Annotated in this window: 15 protein-coding genes; 6 read left to right on the plus strand and 9 right to left on the minus strand. The window is 62.7% G+C overall.

The annotated features are described in order from the left end of the window. Nucleotides 1–88: 88 nt before the first annotated feature. Both AC07XM_RS25850 and fdhD read right to left on the minus strand, forming a co-directional pair. On the minus strand, nt 89–2,434 hold the full coding sequence (locus AC07XM_RS25850; protein WP_016484416.1) for an FdhF/YdeP family oxidoreductase: 2,346 nt from the start codon (nt 2,432–2,434) through the stop codon (nt 89–91). 5 nt (nt 2,435–2,439) lie between these two features. Continuing rightward, on the minus strand, nt 2,440–3,270 hold the full coding sequence (gene fdhD, locus AC07XM_RS25855; protein ID WP_016484417.1) for a formate dehydrogenase accessory sulfurtransferase FdhD: 831 nt from the start codon (nt 3,268–3,270) through the stop codon (nt 2,440–2,442). A 177-nt stretch (nt 3,271–3,447) separates the two neighbouring features. Here fdhD and lysM point away from each other — a divergent pair, with 177 nt between their 5' ends. Beyond that, nucleotides 3,448–3,888 (plus strand): peptidoglycan-binding protein LysM, encoded by a 441-nt coding sequence (gene lysM / locus AC07XM_RS25860; RefSeq protein WP_016484418.1) that lies wholly within the window; start codon nt 3,448–3,450, stop codon nt 3,886–3,888. A gap of 112 nt (nt 3,889–4,000) precedes the next feature. Here lysM and yrfG read toward each other — a convergent pair whose 3' ends face one another. Continuing rightward, nucleotides 4,001–4,663: a GMP/IMP nucleotidase gene (gene yrfG / locus AC07XM_RS25865; RefSeq protein ID WP_102689890.1), complete on the minus strand. Its 663-nt coding sequence runs from the start codon at nt 4,661–4,663 to the stop codon at nt 4,001–4,003. A 64-nt stretch (nt 4,664–4,727) separates the two neighbouring features. Between yrfG and nudE the strand changes: the two genes are divergently transcribed. Further along, entirely contained in the window at nt 4,728–5,294 is a 567-nt protein-coding gene (gene nudE / locus AC07XM_RS25870; protein ID WP_016484420.1) for an ADP compounds hydrolase NudE, read from the plus strand. Then, nucleotides 5,291–6,109 (plus strand): 3'(2'),5'-bisphosphate nucleotidase CysQ, encoded by an 819-nt coding sequence (cysQ, locus tag AC07XM_RS25875; RefSeq protein WP_016484421.1) that lies wholly within the window; start codon nt 5,291–5,293, stop codon nt 6,107–6,109. Before nudE ends, cysQ begins: the two co-directional genes overlap by 4 nt. A 77-nt stretch (nt 6,110–6,186) precedes the next feature. Here cysQ and AC07XM_RS25880 read toward each other — a convergent pair whose 3' ends face one another. Genes AC07XM_RS25880 through rfbC form a run of 4 tightly spaced genes read right to left on the minus strand, consistent with a single transcriptional unit; the run spans nt 6,187 to nt 10,447 of the window. Continuing rightward, complete coding sequence (locus AC07XM_RS25880) at nt 6,187–6,642, minus strand: thioesterase domain-containing protein (RefSeq protein WP_016484422.1); 456 nt, start codon at nt 6,640–6,642, stop codon at nt 6,187–6,189. Next, nucleotides 6,642–8,048, minus strand: a complete 1,407-nt coding sequence (locus AC07XM_RS25885; protein ID WP_016484423.1) for a sigma-54-dependent transcriptional regulator — start codon at nt 8,046–8,048, stop codon at nt 6,642–6,644. The genes AC07XM_RS25880 and AC07XM_RS25885 overlap by 1 nt, the downstream gene beginning before the upstream one ends. Further along, nucleotides 8,045–9,859, minus strand: a complete 1,815-nt coding sequence (locus AC07XM_RS25890; protein ID WP_060518072.1) for a sensor histidine kinase — start codon at nt 9,857–9,859, stop codon at nt 8,045–8,047. The genes AC07XM_RS25885 and AC07XM_RS25890 overlap by 4 nt, the downstream gene beginning before the upstream one ends. Before the next feature lie 42 nt (nt 9,860–9,901). After that, nucleotides 9,902–10,447: a dTDP-4-dehydrorhamnose 3,5-epimerase gene (gene rfbC, locus AC07XM_RS25895; RefSeq protein ID WP_016484425.1), complete on the minus strand. Its 546-nt coding sequence runs from the start codon at nt 10,445–10,447 to the stop codon at nt 9,902–9,904. Nucleotides 10,448–10,725: 278 nt separating this feature from the next. Here rfbC and aguA point away from each other — a divergent pair, with 278 nt between their 5' ends. Continuing rightward, complete coding sequence (gene aguA, locus AC07XM_RS25900; protein ID WP_095116614.1) at nt 10,726–11,832, plus strand: agmatine deiminase; 1,107 nt, start codon at nt 10,726–10,728, stop codon at nt 11,830–11,832. A gap of 183 nt (nt 11,833–12,015) precedes the next feature. Further along, complete coding sequence (locus tag AC07XM_RS25905) at nt 12,016–12,213, plus strand: hypothetical protein (RefSeq protein ID WP_016484427.1); 198 nt, start codon at nt 12,016–12,018, stop codon at nt 12,211–12,213. A 133-nt stretch (nt 12,214–12,346) separates the two neighbouring features. On the opposite strand, the gene AC07XM_RS25910 is transcribed toward AC07XM_RS25905, so the two are convergent. Next, nucleotides 12,347–14,422: a TonB-dependent receptor gene (locus tag AC07XM_RS25910; RefSeq protein ID WP_016484428.1), complete on the minus strand. Its 2,076-nt coding sequence runs from the start codon at nt 14,420–14,422 to the stop codon at nt 12,347–12,349. 475 nt (nt 14,423–14,897) lie between these two features. On the opposite strand from AC07XM_RS25910, the gene AC07XM_RS25915 reads away from it, so the two are divergent. Further along, nucleotides 14,898–16,217: an OprD family porin gene (locus AC07XM_RS25915; protein WP_016484429.1), complete on the plus strand. Its 1,320-nt coding sequence runs from the start codon at nt 14,898–14,900 to the stop codon at nt 16,215–16,217. Nucleotides 16,218–16,247: 30 nt separating this feature from the next. On the opposite strand, the gene AC07XM_RS25920 is transcribed toward AC07XM_RS25915, so the two are convergent. Continuing rightward, the gene (locus tag AC07XM_RS25920; protein WP_060518066.1) at nt 16,248–17,915 is read right to left on the minus strand and encodes an FMN-binding glutamate synthase family protein; all 1,668 of its coding nucleotides are present in this window, start codon (nt 17,913–17,915) and stop codon (nt 16,248–16,250) included. Nucleotides 17,916–18,096: the final 181 nt, after the last annotated feature.

Consider the following 18,096-nt stretch of genomic DNA (forward strand, 5'->3'; position numbering starts at 1 on the left):
ATTTGCTGTGAAACTTTATCGTTTTTCGGCTGTCTGAGACCTTTATGACAAAGCCCTGAACCGCCATGGAACAGGGCTTTTTTCGTTTCTACAGAATACGCCCGTCGTCCCGTGCGCGCTCCAGTTTGATGGCAATGAACTTCGAGGTCGGCGTATGGCTGCCATCGCCAATGCTTTCCAGTGGCACCAGCGGATTCACCTCGGGGTAATACGCCGCTGCCTGCCCGGCCGGGATGTCGAAGGCCAGCAGGGTGAAGCCCTGCACCCGGCGCACATGCTGATCACCCCACAGCGACACGATGTCGACCTTTTGCCCCGGCTGGAAGCCCAGGCGGATGATGTCGGCTTCGTTGGCGAACAGCACTTCGCGCTGGCCGCGCACGCCCCGGTAACGGTCGTCCAGGCCGTAGATGGTGGTGTTGTACTGATCGTGCGAGCGCATCGACTGCATGATCAGGTCGGGCAGTTGGCCACTGGCGCGCACGCGCTCATCGAGCAACGAATCCGGCAGCAGGTTGGCCTTGAAGTTGGCCCGGCCGCTGCTGGTCTTCCATTCGCGACTGGCAGCGCTGTTACCCAGGTAAAAACCGCCTGGACGCTGCAAGCGCTGGTTGAAACCGCTGAAGCCCGCGATGGTATCGCCGATCAGGTCGCGGATGCGGTCGTAGTCGGCCACCAGCCAGTGCCAGTCCACCGGTTGCTTGCCCAGGGTGGCAGCGGCGATGCCGGCAATCACTGCAGGTTCCGAGCGCATTTGCGTCGACAGCGGCTTCAGCTGGCCGTTGGAGGCGTGCACCATGCTGAACGAGTCTTCCACCGTCACCGCCTGCGGCCCGTCGGCCTGCAGGTCGATGTCGGTGCGGCCCAGGCACGGCAGGATCAGCGCCTGCTTGCCGTGCACCAGGTGGCTGCGGTTGAGCTTTGTGCTGATATGCACGGTCAGCTCGCAGTTGCGCAGTGCCTGGGCAGTACGCTCGGTGTCTGGCGTGGCCTGGGCGAAATTGCCGCCCAGGCCGATGAATACTTTGGCGCGGCCGTCGAGCATGGCGTGGATGGCTTCGACGGTGTTGTGGCCGTTGTGCCGGGGCACGGGGAAGCCAAAACGCTTTTCGAGGGCGTCCAGCAGCGCCACTGGCGGGCGTTCATTGATGCCCATGGTGCGGTCGCCCTGCACGTTGCTGTGGCCGCGCACCGGGCACAGACCGGCGCCGGGTGCGCCGATGTTGCCGCGCAACATTTGCAGGTTGACGATTTCCTGGATGGTCGGCACCGAATGGCGGTGCTGGGTGATGCCCATCGCCCAGCACATGATCACCCGCTTGCCACGGCAGTACATGCGCGCGGCCAGCTCGATGTCGGCCAGCGTCAGCCCGGACTGCGCCTGGATGTGTTCCCACGGCGTGGCATCGACCACTGCCAGGTAGTCGTCGACGCCATGACCATGTTCGGCAATGAAGGCATGGTCGAACACGGCCGGTTCGCCTTTGGCCTGGGCTTCGCGTTCCCATTGCAGGACGAACTTGGCCATGCCGCGCAGCATCGCCATGTCGCCGCCCAGCGCCGGGCGGAAGAACGCGGTGTTGGTCGGCCGGTCACTGTTGGTCAGCATCTCCAGCGGGTTCTGCGGGTGCTGGAAGCGCTCCAGGCCACGCTCCTTGAGCGGGTTTACGCACACCACCTGGGCGCCACGTTTCACCGCATCACGCAGCGGGTCGAGCATGCGTGGGTGGTTGGTGCCGGGGTTCTGCCCCCAGACAAAAATAGCGTCGGCATGCTCGAAGTCGTCGAAGGTGACGGTGCCCTTGCCGACCCCGACGCTTTGCCCCAAGGCCACGCCACTGGCTTCGTGGCACATGTTCGAGCAGTCAGGAAAGTTGTTGGTACCATAGGCGCGCACAAACAACTGGTACAGGTACGCCGCTTCGTTGCTGGCGCGCCCCGAGGTATAGAACTCGGCCTGGTCAGGGTTGGCGAGCTTGTTCAGCTCGCGAGCGATCAGGGCGAAGGCGGCATCCCAGCTGATGGGCAGGTAACGGTCGCTGGGCCCGTCGTAGACCATCGGTTCGGTCAGGCGCCCTTGGTACTCCAGCCAGTAATCGCTTTGCTGCAGCAGCGAGGTAACGCTGTAACGGGCGAAGAAGGCCGCATCGACGCGCCGTTTGGTCGCCTCCCAGTTCACGGCCTTGGCGCCGTTCTCGCAGAACTTGACCATGCCGCTTTCCGGCGAATCGCCCCAGGCGCAGCCCGGGCAGTCGAAGCCGCCGTTCTGGTTGGTCTTGAGCAGGGCGCGAATGTTCTTTAGTGCGTTGTCGCTGCCGACCCATGCCTTGGCCACGCTGCGCAGCGCGCCCCAGCCACCGGCTGGGCCGTGGTAGGGCTTGTAGCGAGGGGTGGAGGCTGGTGCGTTGTCCGGGAGGTGCTGGTAAGAGGTCACTGCTGTTACGACTCCGCCGCCGGGCTGAAGACCCGCGGTGCGCTGTGCTTGGGCAAATGGATGAGGTTGAGGTTGTGCTTGCGTGCCCATTGCAGGGCAAGGCCGGTGGGCGCCGATAGGCTGACCAGGGTCTGGATGCCGGCACGCAGTACTTTCTGGATCAGCTCCAGGCTGCAGCGGCTGGTGACGATGGCCAAGCCGCCCTGGCTGTCGATGCCTTGGCGCAGCAGGGCGCCGATCAGTTTGTCGAGGGCGTTGTGCCGGCCGATGTCTTCGCGGCCGAGCAAAAGCTCGCCATGGCGGTCCATGAACAGGGCTGCATGCACAGCCCCGCAATGCTGGCCCAGCGGTTGGAAGGCATCGATGCGTTCACGCAGGCCTACCAGCCACTGGGCCGGGGGCAGGGGCGCACCCGGCAGCACGGCCAGGTCCGGCAGCGCCTGCTCCAGGGCTTCGACACCACACAGGCCGCAACCACTGGTGCCGGCCAGTTGGCGGCGCTGGTTTTTCAGGTTCCAGAACGCCCGGCTGGAAATTTCCAGGTCGGCATACATTGCCGAACCGCTGCCGGAGAGCTTCAGGTCGTAGATGTCTGCTGTGCCTTCGACAATGCCGCTGCCAACACTGAAACCGACGGCGAAGTCCTCCAGGTCGGTGGGGCTTACCAGCATCACCGCCTGATTGAGGCCGTTGTAGACAATGGCCAAGGCCACTTCTTCGGCCAGCGGTGTGCTGTCGCGTCTGGCGTCGGTTAACTGGACGTAATCGTAGGTGTTGCTGGCGGCGGGCATGGACAAAGGCGATGAGGCCGCGCAGACCGGAGGTTTGCTGTTCATCGGGGCGTTGAATACCGGCGGCTTTCTGATAGCACAAGCCTAGGCTTGCGGGCCGGCGGCGTCTAATCGCTAGGGTCTATGCCTTGATAGACCGCGTCGATTGGTCGCACAGGGGGCGGGAGTGGAAAAGCTGGCCTAGACTCGTGAGTCCAAGGTTTCGTCAACAAGGAGAGCGCAATGAGCCTGTTCAGTTTCGTGAAGGAAGCCGGCGAGAAGTTGATCGACCTGCTGACCCCCGGCAATGCCAATGCCGAGGAGCAGCTCAAGAAGCACGTGGAAAGTGTCGGCCTGGGAAACCCGAACATCAAAGCCACTGTAGAGGGAGACAAGATCATCCTCAAGGGTGAGGTGGCCAGCCAGGAGGAGAAGGAAAAGATCATTCTTGCAGCCGGTAACATCAATGGTGTGGCCAGCGTGGATGACCAGATTACAGTGACAGGGCCAGTGGTGAAGGCGGCCAGGTTCATTACGGTGAAAAAGGGCGACACGCTATCGGCCATTTCAGTCGTGGTGTACGGCAACGCCAACCAGTACAACAAGATTTTCGAGGCCAACAAGCCGATGCTGTCGCACCCGGACAAGATTTATCCGGGGCAGGTGCTACGTATTCCTGACTGATCTTCGCAGCCTGTACCGGCCACTTCCGGGACAAGCCCGCTCCCACAGCTTTACCGCTGAACCTGAACCCAGCGGCCAACTTTGGGAGCGGGCTTGTCCCGCGAATGGGGCCTCATAGGCCTACCAGTAACTCCCGGTAATCCTCGACGGCCGCAAACTCTTCGGTATCCCGCGGCCCTGCCTTGCTATCCGGCTGGCGCACCGCCAGCAGGTGCCCCACGCCAAACTGCCGCGCACTGCGCAGAATCGCCAGTGTGTCATCGATGAACAGGCTGCGTTGCGGATCAAAGTCGATGTCTGCCTGTAATGCATCCCAGAACTGCGGGCTTTCCTTCGGGTAGCCGTAATCGTGCGAGCTGATCAGCCGTTCGAAATACGGTGCCAGTTCCACCCGCTCCAGCTTCAGCGACAGCGAGTCACGGTGGGCATTGGTGATCATCACCACGCGTTTGCCCGCCTTGCGGATTGCCGCCAGGAAGGTATCGGCGTCTGGTCGCAGGGCGATCAGGTCGGCGATTTCCTGCTTCAGCTCACGGATCGGCAGGCGCAACTCGCGGCTCCAGAAGTCCAGGCAATACCAGTTCAGGGTGCCGGCATTGCGCTCAAACAGCGGCTGCAGCTCCATTTGCGCCATGGCCCGGCTCACCCCGTGCAGCTCGGCATAGCGCTGGGGCAGGTGCTCCAGCCAGAAGCGGTTGTCGTAATGCAGGTCGAGCAGGGTGCCGTCCATGTCCAGCAGGACGGTATCGATGGCAGACCAGGGAATAACAGGCATGGGAAACTCTCGATCAGTCGGCAAGCCACGGTATAGTAACCCGTTCACGCCAAGGAGCCGCCCCATGCGCCAGAAACCCACCGTCCTCAGCCGCGAAATCGTCGCCAGCAGCCGTCTGTTTCGCGTCGAAGCCGTGCAATTGCGCTTCAGCAATGGCACTGAGCGTACCTACGAGCGCCTGGTGGGCCGGGGTAACGGCTACGGCGCAGTGATGATCGTGGCCATGCTCGACGCCGAGCACGCCGTGCTGGTGGAGGAATACTGTGGTGGCACCGACGAATACGAGCTGTCGTTGCCCAAGGGCCTGATCGAGCCGGGCGAAGACGTGCTGGCGGCAGCCGACCGGGAGCTCAAGGAAGAAGCCGGTTTTGGCGCACGCCAGCTGGAGCACCTGACCGAGCTGTCGCTGTCGCCGGGCTACATGAGCCAGAAGATCCAGGTGGTACTGGCTACCGACTTGTACGAAGAGCGCCTGGAAGGCGATGAGCCAGAACCGATGCGGGTCGACAAGGTCAACCTGCGCGAGCTGTCGGCATTGGCCATGCATCCGCAGTTCACCGAGGGACGTGCCCTGGCGGCGCTTTACCTGACACGTGACTTGCTGATTCAGCGGGGGCTGCTGGAGCTATGAACGACCTGCAACTGATGCACGAAGTGGTCAAGCTGGCGTTGTCGGCGGGTGAGGCGATCCTGCCGTTCTGGCGTGCCGATGTGGCCGTGACCAACAAGGCCGACGACTCGCCGGTTACCGCCGCCGACCTGGCGGCGCACCGGGTGATTGCCGATGGCCTGCTGGCGCTGGCGCCGCATATTCCGGTGCTGTCCGAGGAGGACTGCAACATTGCGCTGGCCGAGCGTCAGGGTTGGAGCCGCTGGTGGCTGGTCGACCCGCTGGACGGCACCAAGGAGTTCATTGCTGGCAGCGAAGAGTTCACGGTCAACATCGCCCTGGTCGAAAACGGCGAGGTGGTGTTTGGCGTGGTGTCGATGCCCACCAATGGGCGCTGCTATTTTGGTGGGCGCGGCATGGGGGCCTGGCGTGCAGATGCCGGTGAGGCAGCCCAGCTGATTCAGGTACGCAACGCACCTGCACAGGGCGAGCGTTTTACCGTGGTGGCCAGCCGTCGACACTCCAGCCCGGAGCAGGAAGCGTTGTTGGCCGGCCTTGGGGCCGCTGTGGGAGAGCTGGAGCTGGCCAATATTGGCAGCTCGTTGAAGTTCTGCCTGTTGGCTGAGGGCAGTGCCGATTGTTATCCGCGCCTGGCGCCGACTTCGCAGTGGGACACTGCAGCGGCGCAGGGTGTGGTGGAAGGGGCCGGCGGCGAGGTGATCGGGCTGGATGGCTTGCCGTTCCGGTATCCGCCGCGCGAGTCGCTGCTTAACCCGTATTTTTTGGCATTGCCGGCCAATGCTGCATGGCGCCAGGCCTTCCTGAACCTGATCTGACGGATTTCACCGCTCCCACAGGGATTGCGCCAGTCTTTGGGTTGTGTGCCAGGCAGTTGCTTCAAGCGGCTGTCGGGCTAGCGGTGCAGAACGTACTGGCCGCTGAATTTCACGGCAGGCTCGTCACGCCCGGCATTGCTCACGGTGGTTTCCAACGTCAACCGCGCCCGCCCACGGCGCTGGTACATGGCTATGAATCGTTCCCAGGTTTTTTCGTCGGGCGCTGCACAACGCGCCACCGCCGCTCCGGTAACCGGCAACGGATAACTGATCTGCCCTTCCTGGATGACGATATGCCCGTCATCGATCCCCAGCTCACGCAGTCGCAGGTGCAGCCAGCCCCAGCCCACCAGCACGGCCGCGCAGTACAGGCTGCCGCCGAACATGGTGCTCTTGTGGTTGACGTTGGCCGCCAGCGGCAGTTGCAGGCGCAGGGTGTGCTGTTGCCAATCGACTACTTCCAGGCCCATTTCCCGGGTCAGGGGGATATCGCTGTGCAGTACGGATTGCAGGTACTGGCTATCGGTGTTCATCAACGGTGATCCTCTTGATCGTCGTGCCCGCCGCCGGCGCCGTCAAAGCTCAAACCGTGCTTGCGTAGCTTGTCGTGCAGGGTCTTGCGGGGGATGCCCAGGGCCTCGGCCAGGCTGCGCATGGAGCCATGTGGCTGGGCCAGTTCGGCAGCGATCAGCGAGCGTTCGAAGTGCTCGACCTGTTCGCTGAGGTTGCCACTCGGCATTGGCGCTGCAAGTGCCGTCGCCGGCGGCGTCTGGCCGTCCAGGGCCAGTTCCAGGCCAAGGGCGAAACGCTCGGCGGCGTTCTGCAACTCGCGCACATTGCCTGGCCAGGCGTGACGTAGCAGCACGGCGCGCTGGTGTGGCTGCAGGGTGTGTGGCGGCAGGCCATGGCGCTGGCTGGCGGCGTCGGCGAAGTGCTGGAACAGCACCAGGATGTCATCGCCGCGCTCGCGCAGCGGTGGGATACGCAACGGCGCCACGTTAAGCCGGTAATACAGGTCGGCACGAAAGCGCCCCTGGTCGGCGGACTGGCGCAGGTCTTCCTTGGTTGCGGCAATGATGCGGATATCCAGTGGGATCAGCTGGTTGCCGCCGAGTCGCTCGACCACCCGCTCCTGCAACATGCGTAGCAGTTTTACCTGTACATCCAGGCTCATGCTCTCGATCTCGTCGAGGAATAGCGTGCCGCCATTGGCGAACTCGAATTTGCCGATGCGGCGCTTCTGCGCGCCGGTAAACGCGCCGGGCTCATGGCCGAACAGCTCGCTCTCGACCACCGACTCGGCCAGCGCACCGGCGTTGATCGCCACGAACGGGCCGTCGCGGCGGCTGGACAGGTCGTGCAGGGCGCGCGCCACCACCTCTTTGCCAGCGCCGGTTTCACCCAGGATCAGCACATCGGCGCGGGTGCCGGCCAGGGCGCCAATCTGCTCGCGCAGGCGCAGCATGGATGGCGCATGGCCGACCAGGCGGGTGGCCAGTTGCTGGCGGTCGCTCAGTGCCAGGCGCAGGCTGCGGTTGTCCAGCACCAGGCGGCGCAGGGCCAGGGCGCGGCGCACGCTGTCGAGCAGCGCGTCGGTGGCGAAGGGTTTTTCCAGAAAATCATAAGCCCCGGCGCGCATCGCCTGCACCGCCAGCGGCACATCGCCATGGCCGGTGATCAGCAGCACCGGCAGCTCGCTGTCGCGGCCGTGCAGTTGCTCCAGCAGTTGCAGGCCATCGATGCCGGGCATGCGGATGTCGCTGACCACCACACCGGGCCAGTCGGCCTCGATACGGTCAGCCAGGCCTTGGGCATCGGCCAGGGCGACCACCTTGAGCCCTGCCAGGTCCAGGGTCTGGCTCAGGGCCTGGCGCAGGTGCGGGTCATCGTCGACCAGGATGACCTGGGCTTGGCTGTCGATCAATGTCTCGGTGGTCATGCCGAGGGGTCCTCCGAATTGGGCAAAGTAGCGCCAGGCGCGGCCACACGCAGCTGCAGGGTCAGCAGTGCGCCACCTTCCGGATGGTTGGCCAGCAGCAGCTCACCGCCCAAGGCGCGCATCAGGCTTTCACAGATAGCCAGGCCCAGGCCCAGGCCCTGGGTGCGGGTCTTGGTGGTAAAGAACGGCTCCTTGGCGTGCTCCAGGGCCTGGCGGCTGAAACCTGGGCCGTTGTCGCGGATGTACAGGTAGACGCAGTCATCGCGCTGCTCGGCACTTAGCCACAAGCGGCGTGGGTTGGCCTTTTCGGTCAGGGCGTCGAGGGCATTGGCCAGCAGGTTGCCGAGCACCTGGCGCAGGCGGGTTTCACCGGCCTGTACCCACAAGGTCGCCTCCGGCAGGTCGCGGATCAGCTCCACGGCCATTGCACGGCGGCGTTTGGCAAGCAGTGCCAGGGCATCGTCCAGGGCGGGCTGCAGGGCCACGCTTTCCGGAGCATGCCGGTCGCGGCGGGCGAAGGCGCGCAGGTGGGCGATGATCGAGGCCATGCGCCCGGTCAGCTCGCCGATCAGCTTGAGGTTGCCGCGGGCGTCATCGGTGCGTTGGTGGTCCAGCAGGATCTCGGCGTTTTCCGCGTAACTGCGGATGGCGGCCAGCGGCTGGTTGAGCTCGTGGCTGATGCTGGCCGACATGGTGCCCAATACCGATAGCTTGCCGGCCTGCACCAGTTCATCCTGGGCGCGCACCGCCTCCTGCTGGGCGTTCTCGCGTTCCAGCACGGCATTTTTCAGCCGGGTGTTCAGGCCTTCAAGGTCGGCGGTGCGTTCGGCCACGCGCTTTTCCAGCTCCTGACGGCCACGGGCTTCGAAGTCGATGCGGTCGATGTAGTGGCGCCGCCGTTGCATGACCAGGCCGGCCAGCAGCATCAGTACCAGCAGGGTGCCGGCACCGATGGCCATCACCGTTTGCACCGAGCGATCGACCAGCATGCGCGGGGCGAGGATGCTGACCTGCCAGCCGGTTTCCTTGATGTCGCGGGTCTGGGTGATCCAGGCGTCCGGGTTGAGCACCAGCGGTTGTGGGGCCTGGGTGGGGTAGGGCTGGATGGCGATGATGGCCTGGCGCTCGGCCTCGGTCAGCGTGCGGGTAGCACGGAAGCGCCAGTCGGGTCGCGACGTCAGGATGACCACGCCATTGTGATCGGTCAGCAACAGCTGCTCGGGGGTGCGGCCCCAAAGGGTCTCGGTGTGGTCGAGGTCGACCTTGACCACCAGCACGCCAACGATTCGCTCGCGGTCTCGCACGGCTGCTGCAAAGAAGTAGCCGCGTTTGGCCGAGGTGGTGCCCTGGCCGAAGAAGCGGCCCAGGTGGCCGGCCATGGCTTCGTTGAAGTACGGGCGGAAGGCGAAGTTGCGGCCGACGAAGCTGTCGCGTTTGTCCCAGTTGGACGCGGCCAAGGTGTTGCCGCTGACGTCCATCAGGTACATCACCTCGGCACCGGTCTGCTGCACGATGTCCTTGAGCAGGCGGTTGGCGTTGGTCACCGCTTCCAGGCGGAACGGGTCGGCCAGCACGCCACGCAGCGCCGGCAGGTCGCCGAGGATTTGCGGCAAGGTTTCGTAGCGGTGCAGGGTGCCGAGCAGGTTGGCGACGTACAGGTCGAGGGTCTGGCGGTTCTGCGAGGCCAGCTCTTCCTGGTAATAGCGTTCGGCCAAGTGATGCAGGGGCCACAGCAACGGGGCCAGGCACAGGGCCAGCAAGGCCAGGCTGCGCCAGCGCGGACGGCGTGGGGGCGTGGGTTTTGCAATCATCACGTAAATGCGCCAGAAAAGTCTGGCGCAATTATGCGCTAGTTATGGCAGCAGTTCCGCCTCTGCCAGTGGCAGGCCGACTTTGTCCTTGTCCGACAGCACCGGTGGCTGCTGCAGTCCCCAGTCGATGGCCAGTTGCGGGTCGTCCCAACGGATGCAGCGGTCAGCGCCGGGGTTGTAGTAGTCGGTGGTCTTGTAGAGGAACTCGACCGACTCGCTCACCACCGCAAAACCATGGGCGAAGCCGGGTGGAATCCAGAGTTGGCGGTGGTTGTCGGCCGACAGATGCACGGCGACCCATTGGCCGAAGGTTGGCGAGCTTTTGCGCACGTCCACGGCGACATCGCGGATTTCCCCGTGCACCACCCTTACCAGCTTGCCTTGGGTGTTTTCTACCTGATAGTGCAGGCCGCGCAGCACGCCCTTGTTGGAGCGCGAGTGGTTGTCCTGCACGAACTCGGTGCGCACGCCGGTTTGCCGTGCGAACTCACGTGCGTTGAATGCCTCGAAGAAAAAACCACGGCTGTCACCGTGAACCTTCGGCTCGATGATCAGTACTTCAGGGATTGCGGTAGGGATGATGTTCATAGCGGCTCGCTGGCCCGTTGCTCACGTAATGACCCTAGTCGGCCTTGTCGGAAATTTCCGCGCGTACCTGTAAAAGGATGCATAAGGTGTGGCTTTGGTAGACGGCAGCCCGTTCCATTACCCACACCATTCCACTTATTTACCGATTGTTATCGATTTGAAAGCGCCGAATGGCGTGATTTTATGCATAAATTGGGCTTCAAATATCGATATGTATCGGTTATAAATTGCCAAACGCCCCAGCACACTCCGGCTCAGGGCCATCACAGAGGTCACCCATGAAAACCCTCAACTCCACGCCCCGTGCCGATGGTTTCCACATGCCCGCCGAGTGGGCCCCACAAACCCAGGTGTGGATGGTGTGGCCGGAGCGCCCGGACAACTGGCGCCTGGGCGGCAAGCCGGCGCAGGCCGCGCATGTCACCCTGGCCAAGGCCATTGCCCGCTTCGAACCCGTCACCGTCGCCGCCTCCGCTGGCCAGTACGAAAATGCCCGTCGCCAGCTCGACCAGCCAAATATTCGTGTGGTCGAAATCAGCAACGATGACGCTTGGGTGCGTGATACCGGCCCGACCTTCGTCATCAATGACCAGGGTGAAGTACGCGGTGTGGATTGGGGCTTCAATGCCTGGGGCGGCTTCGATGGGGGCCTGTACGCACCCTGGAACCGCGACGAGGAACTGGCCGCCAAGGTGCTGGAAATGGAGCGCTGCCAGCGCTACCAGACCGAAGGCTTTGTGCTTGAGGGTGGTTCGATCCACGTGGACGGTGAAGGCACCGTGATCACCACCGAGGAATGCCTGCTCAACCGTAACCGCAACCCGCACTTGAGCCGCGAGCAGATCGAAGCAGTGCTGCGCGATCAGCTTGCGGTCGACACCGTGGTGTGGCTGCCGGACGGCCTGTACAACGACGAAACCGACGGCCACGTCGACAACTTCTGCTGTTACGTGCGCCCCGGTGAAGTGTTACTGGCCTGGACCGATGATTCCAACGACCCCAATTATGCGCGCTGCCACGCCGCCATGGAGGTATTGAAAAACACCCGCGATGCCAAGGGCCGTGAGTTCATCGTGCACAAGATGCCGATTCCTGGGCCGCTGTTTGCCACCGCTGAAGAGTGCGCCGGTGTTGATCAGGTTGCCGGCAGCCAGGCGCGTGACCCGTCGGTACGCCTGGCCGGTTCGTACGTGAACTTCCTGATCGTCAACGGTGGCATCATTGCGCCGAGCTTTGACGACCCGGCAGATGCTGAAGCCAGAGCGATTCTGGCAAAGATCTTCCCTGACCACGAAGTAGTGATGATCCCTGGCCGCGAGTTGTTGCTGGGTGGCGGCAACATCCACTGCCTGACTCAGCAGCAGCCGGCGCCGGTCAAGCGTTGAACGCAGCTTGAATTAAAAAGGCCCGTCATTTGACGGGCCTTTTTTTCGGGCGACACCCGGCGCCCAGGCTGGCATACGTTTTGTATTGTTTTTCAATTAGATAGCTCGGCCGGGCCGCGCTCTCGGATCTGTAACATTACTTACGTAAATTAGCCGCTCACGGGCCAGGGAGTACGTGTAGACATGAATGCAGCAAGTGAGTCGGCTTTGCGCCCATCGGCAGTGAATCACCAGTCGCTCAAGGTGTTGGCGAAGTGGTTGAAACACCATGGAAGCATCAGGGTCAGGACGACCGACCCACGACGTCTGCTTGCCGGGCGGTACCCTCAAGGGCTGATCAGCGAAGCAGAGATGCAGGCGCTGATGGCGGTGTGGCACTGATCGGATCGGTATTACTTGTACCGGCCTCTTCGCGGGCATGCCCGCTCCCACAGAGTCACCACATGGCTCGAAACCTGTGAAACACCTGTGGGAGCGGGCGCGCCCGCGAAGAGGCCAGTACAGTCAACAACGATCAGAAGCTGTAGCTACCCGTAACCACCAGGCTTCGCGGGTCCCCCACCTGAATCTGCGCCGCACTGGTCGCCGAGCTGTAGTAGGTCTTGTCGGCAATGTTGCTCAACGCCGCCCGCACATCCCAGTCATGGGTGCGATACCCCGCCAGTGCATCCCAACGGCCATATCCTGGCAATACCGTGGTGTTCTGGTTGTCCGCATAACGCTCGCCCACCAGCGTCAGGCCGGTTTCGGCGTACCAGCCCAGCTCTGGTTTCCAGGTCACGAACAGGCTGGCGTTGCGCTTGGCCACATCATTGATGCGGTTGCCTTCCTGGCCATTGTTGTCCTTGACGATGATCGCATCCTGCAGGCCGATGCCGCCGCGTACATACCAGTTGCCGACGATGTTGCCAGTGGCGGTCAGTTCGATGCCGCGCGAACGCTGCAAGCCACTTAGCAAGATGTTTTCCGGGATGAGCGGGTCGCGGGTACGGCGGTTGTACAGCTCCAGCTCGTAGATGGCCACCGTGGTGCTCAGGCGCTGGTCCAGCCAGTCGCTCTTCACCCCGATTTCCTTCTGGCGCGTTTCCTCCGGCTTGGTGTCGTTGGTGTTGCCCTGCGAACCCGGAGTAATGCCGATGAGGCCGCCGCCCACCGGCGAGAAGGTCTTGCTCCACGAGGCGTAGAACGAATGGTCACGCCACGGTGTGTACACCACGCCCAGGCGTGGGCTGGTGCTGTTGCTGTCCTGCGACTCGGACAGGTTGCGCATGTTGGTGGTTTCAACCTCGAATTGGTCGAAGCGCACCCCGGCAAGGATCTGCCATTGATCGTTCAGGCGGATCTGGTCCTGCAGATAAATGCCGCGGCTATCGACCACCGTGTGGTTGTCACTCGACAGCACCAGGCGGCCGTTGTGCTGCTGGCTACGGTTGGGTTGGCCCAAGCCCGGCAGCGTCTGGCTACCAGCGGTATACAGCACGGGGTCACGCTTCTGGTTGCCAATCTCCAGGCCCAGCAGCAGCTTGTGCTCCAGGCCCAGGGTGTCGAAGTCGCCCTCGGCCTCCAGGTTGTTGAACAGGTTGCGGGTGTTCAGGTCCTGCTGCCAGCGCTGGCGGGTCAAGGTATTGGTGCCGGCGTTGTAGCCCGTGACATAGGTGTTGTCGAACGCGCTGTCGAGCTTGATCAGGCCCAGGGTATGGCGCAGTTGCCAGGTTTCGTTCAGCTGGTAGTTCAGGCGCGAGCGCAGGGACTGCGCGCGATCATCGATGTAGTCGCGCTGGTCGCCGTAGGTGGTGCTGCGGCTGACGTCAGCCGGGCGGCCATTCACCCCGGGGATACCCCGGTCAGGCGTGCGGTTGTAGCGGCTGTATTCGTACTGCACCAGCCAGTTGAGGTCGGGGGTGATCTGCCAGCTGATCGACGGCGCGAACAGCTGGCGGCTGCCGTCGATGCCATCGCGCAAGCTGTTGTTGTCCTGGTTGCCCATGTTCAGGCGCAGGCTGACTGTGTCGCTGGGGTCGGCACTGAGGTCGGCATACAGGCTGCGCAGGTCTTCGCTGCCGGCCTGCGCTTCGAGGGTGGAGCGGCGGCCAGGCTCCGGTGCCTTGCTGACCCTGTTGACAATGCCGCCCTGGCTACCGCGGCCATACAGCACCGCCGCCGGCCCCTTCAGCACCTCGACCCGCTCGATATTGTGCAGGTCGCGGATGTACTGGCTGTCGTCGCGAATGCCGTCCAGGTAGAAGTCGTTGCTGGCCTCGAAGCCGCGGATGCGCACGCTGTCGAAGCGGGTGTCGGCGCCGCTGCTGACGTTGGGGATTCCCTCCAGCGCCTTGCCCAAGGTGTTGCTGCCGTAGTCCAGCACATTGGCGGTTTTTACCGTGTCGATGGCCTGCGGCACATAACGTACCGGCGTCGAGGTGCGGGTGGCGGTGCTCACCTCCTTGACGCGCGGGTTGTCCTTTTCGCGCTCGCTGTCGGCGGTAACCGACGATTCTGGCAGCGTGGTGGTGGCAGCAGTGGCCAGGCTGGCGCTGAACAAGAGCGACAGGCCAAGCGTAAAGGGGGAAAGGCGGCAGGGTACAAGCATGGGCACATCCGGACCGGGCAGGTGAAAAATAAGGCGCGAATGGTAATGCTTGCTATTTGCCTTTGCTTGGGTATTTGTAAAGGCTTGTCTTTACATATGTGTCTGTTTGTAACAACCTCTGCGGCCGCGTGTTTGGCTGCTCAGGGGAACCTGTCCGTTCGATCAAAGGCAATTTCCTACACAAGATAAATTGCCCGCTGATAGCCCAACGCTGCATGGAAATGCACTAGAGCTGCCGATAATTTTGGTTATATCAACCTGCATTTCACGACTTTTTGACATTTGTAATCGCACACGGCTAGGATTCGGCCAACGCCTGCTGGCCATGATCTTGGCCATGCTGCTGCCGAGGGCTGCCGTGCACTTACCGGCTGGCCCACCAGGCTGGATCCGCATAGCGTCGAACCTACGAAGGGGCGTTGGTTCCTGGCGTCATAGTGCAGAGCGTTTTTGATTAAGAAATAAGGAAAACAACATGTTGAAAACCAGGATCAGCCTGGTCGCCTTGGCGATGATCGCCGCGACCCAGGCACAGGCCAATGACCAGGCCGACAGCAAGGGCTTCATCGAGGACAGCCACGCCAACGTCCTTCTGCGCAACGCCTACATCAACCGTGACAAGAAGCACGGCACCGACGACCAGATTGAATGGGGCCAGGCGTTCATCGCCAACTTCTCCTCCGGCTTCACCCAAGGCACCGTCGGCGTTGGCGTCGACGCATTCGGCCTGTACGCCGTGCGCCTTGATGGCGGCAAAGGCCACAACGGTGGCGGCGGCGTCGACTTCTTCAAGCCGCACGAAACCACCAATGCCGAAGGCAACGCCAGCTCGCCGCACAACCTGGCCCGTGGTGGCGCTGCCGTGAAATTCCGCATCTCCAACACCGTGCTGAAGTACGGTGACCAGATGCCAGCATTGCCAGTGCTGCAGTACGACGACGCGCGTCTGCTGCCAGAAAGCTTCACCGGTACCCTGATCACCTCGAAAGAGATCGAGGGCCTGGAACTGAACGCCGGCCGCTTCACCCAGGAAGCGCGCAAAAGCGCCGAGCGCCGCGACGGTGGTGGCCTGAAGTCGATCAACGTCTTCGGTGGCAGCTACAAGTTCACCGACAATTTCACCGCTTCGCTGTACACCGCCGACAACGAAGACGTGATGAAAAAGCACTACCTGGGCTTGAACTACGTCTTCCCGATCGCCAGCGACCAGTCCCTGACCCTGGACTTCAACGGCTACAAGTCGGACATCGACAACAAGTACGTACAAGCCGCTGGCCTGAACGGTGACTCCAACACCATCTGGAGCCTGGCAGCCACTTACGCGTACGGTGCGCACTCGTTCACCATCGCCCACCAGCGCAGCACCGGCAGCACTGGCTACAACTACGGCTTCTACCAGAACGCCGGTGGCGTGGGTGACGGTGGTTCGACCATCTACCTGGCCAACTCGTACTGGTCCGACTTCAATGCCGAAGACGAGCGCTCCTGGCAGCTGGGCTACGGCCTGGACTTCGGTGCCTACGGCATTCCGGGCCTGACCTACAAGCTGGCCTACGTGGTGGGTGACAACATCAACACCCGTAACGTCGCCAACCCACAGGGCTTTGGCGAAGGTAAAGAGCGCGAGATCTTCAACCAGATCCGTTACGTGGTGCAGGACGGCCCGGCCAAGGACCTGTCCATCAAACTGCGTAGCTCGTTCCTGCGTACCAACAATGCCGTGCAGCAGAACGGTTACAACGACGACGGCAACGAAGTCCGCGTATTCGTCGAGTACCCGATCAGCATCTTCTGATCCTGATCTGAAGCATCGAACAGCCCTGGCTTATGCCGGGGCTGTTTCTTTTCGGCGCACGGTTTTTGCTGCAACGGGCATCAGTTCTCCTGTCTCCGGCGCAAAACTGTCGCTACGTGCCATCTGCCACATCCGCGCATAAAACTCGCTTTCAATCGAGCCACTGAGCAATTCGCCTGGCTTGAGGAACGTGTGCAGGTCCGAAAACAACCCGATTTCGCTGGGGCTGACGCGCCGGGCCAGGTGCTTGGGCTTAAGCTCCGAAGGGTGCTCCAGGCCTGCCGCCGCCAGCATTTCGGCCAGTGCGTGCAGCGTGTTGCGATGGAAGCTGGCCACCCGTTCGGCTTTGTCTGGCACCACCAGGGCGCGCTGGCGCAGTGGGTCTTGCGTGGCCACGCCGGTCGGACATTTGTTGGTGTGGCAGCTTTGCGACTGGATGCAGCCAATGGCAAACATGAACCCGCGTGCCGAGTTGACCCAGTCAGCGCCGATGGCCAGCACGCTGGCAATGTCGAAAGCACTGACGATCTTGCCCGCAGCGCCAATGCGAATGCTGGAGCGCAGGTTCAGGCCAACCAACGTGTTATGCACGAACATCAGGCCTTCGCGCATGGGCACGCCCATGTTGTCGCTGAATTCGCGTGGTGCCGCGCCGGTACCGCCTTCCTTGCCATCCACCACGATGAAGTCCGGCGTGATGCCGGTGGCCAGCATGGCTTTGGCAATGCCCATGAACTCCCACGGGTGGCCCAGGCAGAACTTGAAACCCACAGGCTTGCCGCCCGACAGCTCGCGCAGGCTGGCCACAAATTGCAGTAACTCGACCGGTGTGCGGAAGGCGCTGTGCGCCGCCGGTGAGATGCAGTCCTCACCTACGCGCACGCCACGGGTTTCGGCGATTTCAGGGCTGACCTTGTGCCCCGGCAAGATGCCGCCGTGGCCCGGCTTGGCGCCCTGGCTGAGTTTGATCTCGATCATCTTCACCTGTGGCGAGCGGGCCTGTTCGGCAAAACGGTGCGGGTCGAAACGACCGTCCGCCGTACGGCAGCCGAAGTAGCCGCTGCCGATTTCCCAGATCAGGTCGCCGCCGTGCTCACGGTGGTACGGGCTGATGCTGCCTTCGCCCGTGTCGTGGGCAAACCGGCCCATGCGCGCGCCGCGGTTGAGGGCCGCGATAGCGTTGGCGCTGAGCGCGCCAAAGCTCATGGCCGATATATTGAAGATCGAGGCCGAGTAGGGTTGGCGGCATTGTGGCCCGCCAATGGCGATGCGAAACGATGCCGGGTCAGGCGTGGCCACTGGCAGCATCGAATGGCTAATGAATTCGAACCCGGGCTTGTAGGCATCGTTGAGCGTGCCGAAGGCTTTCTCGGCGCTTTCGTTCTTGGCGCGGGCATAGACCAGCGAGCGCTGCGAACGGGAGAACGGCAGCTTGTCGTCGTCACCCTCGATCAGGTACTGGCGGATTTCCGGGCGGATGGTTTCGATCAGGTAGCGGATATTGCCGAGGATCGGGTAGTTGCGGCGCACCGCATGGTGGCTCTGGCGCAGGTCGTTGAGCCCGACCAGGCTGAGCAGGGCAGTAATCAGTGTGATTGGCCAGAGCCAGGCATGTTGGGGCAGCAGCGGCAGGCTGGCGAAGGTGAGCAACAGGCAGATGGCGAGGCAGGCGTAGCGGCTGGGCAGAGAGTGATTCATGGGTCCATCGCAGGCAGGATGACCGGGCATAGGATAGGCAAAGGCGGGGGAGGGAAAACCTGGGTAATCGGTAAAAGACTGTTACCTGATTGCGCAGTCCCATGTTGTGGGAGCGGCCTTGTGTCGCGATGGGCTGCGCAGCAGCCCCAGGTATTGGTGTCACGGCACAAACCGCCGGGGC

Source organism: Pseudomonas sp. GW460-LB5, assembly GCF_059423245.1.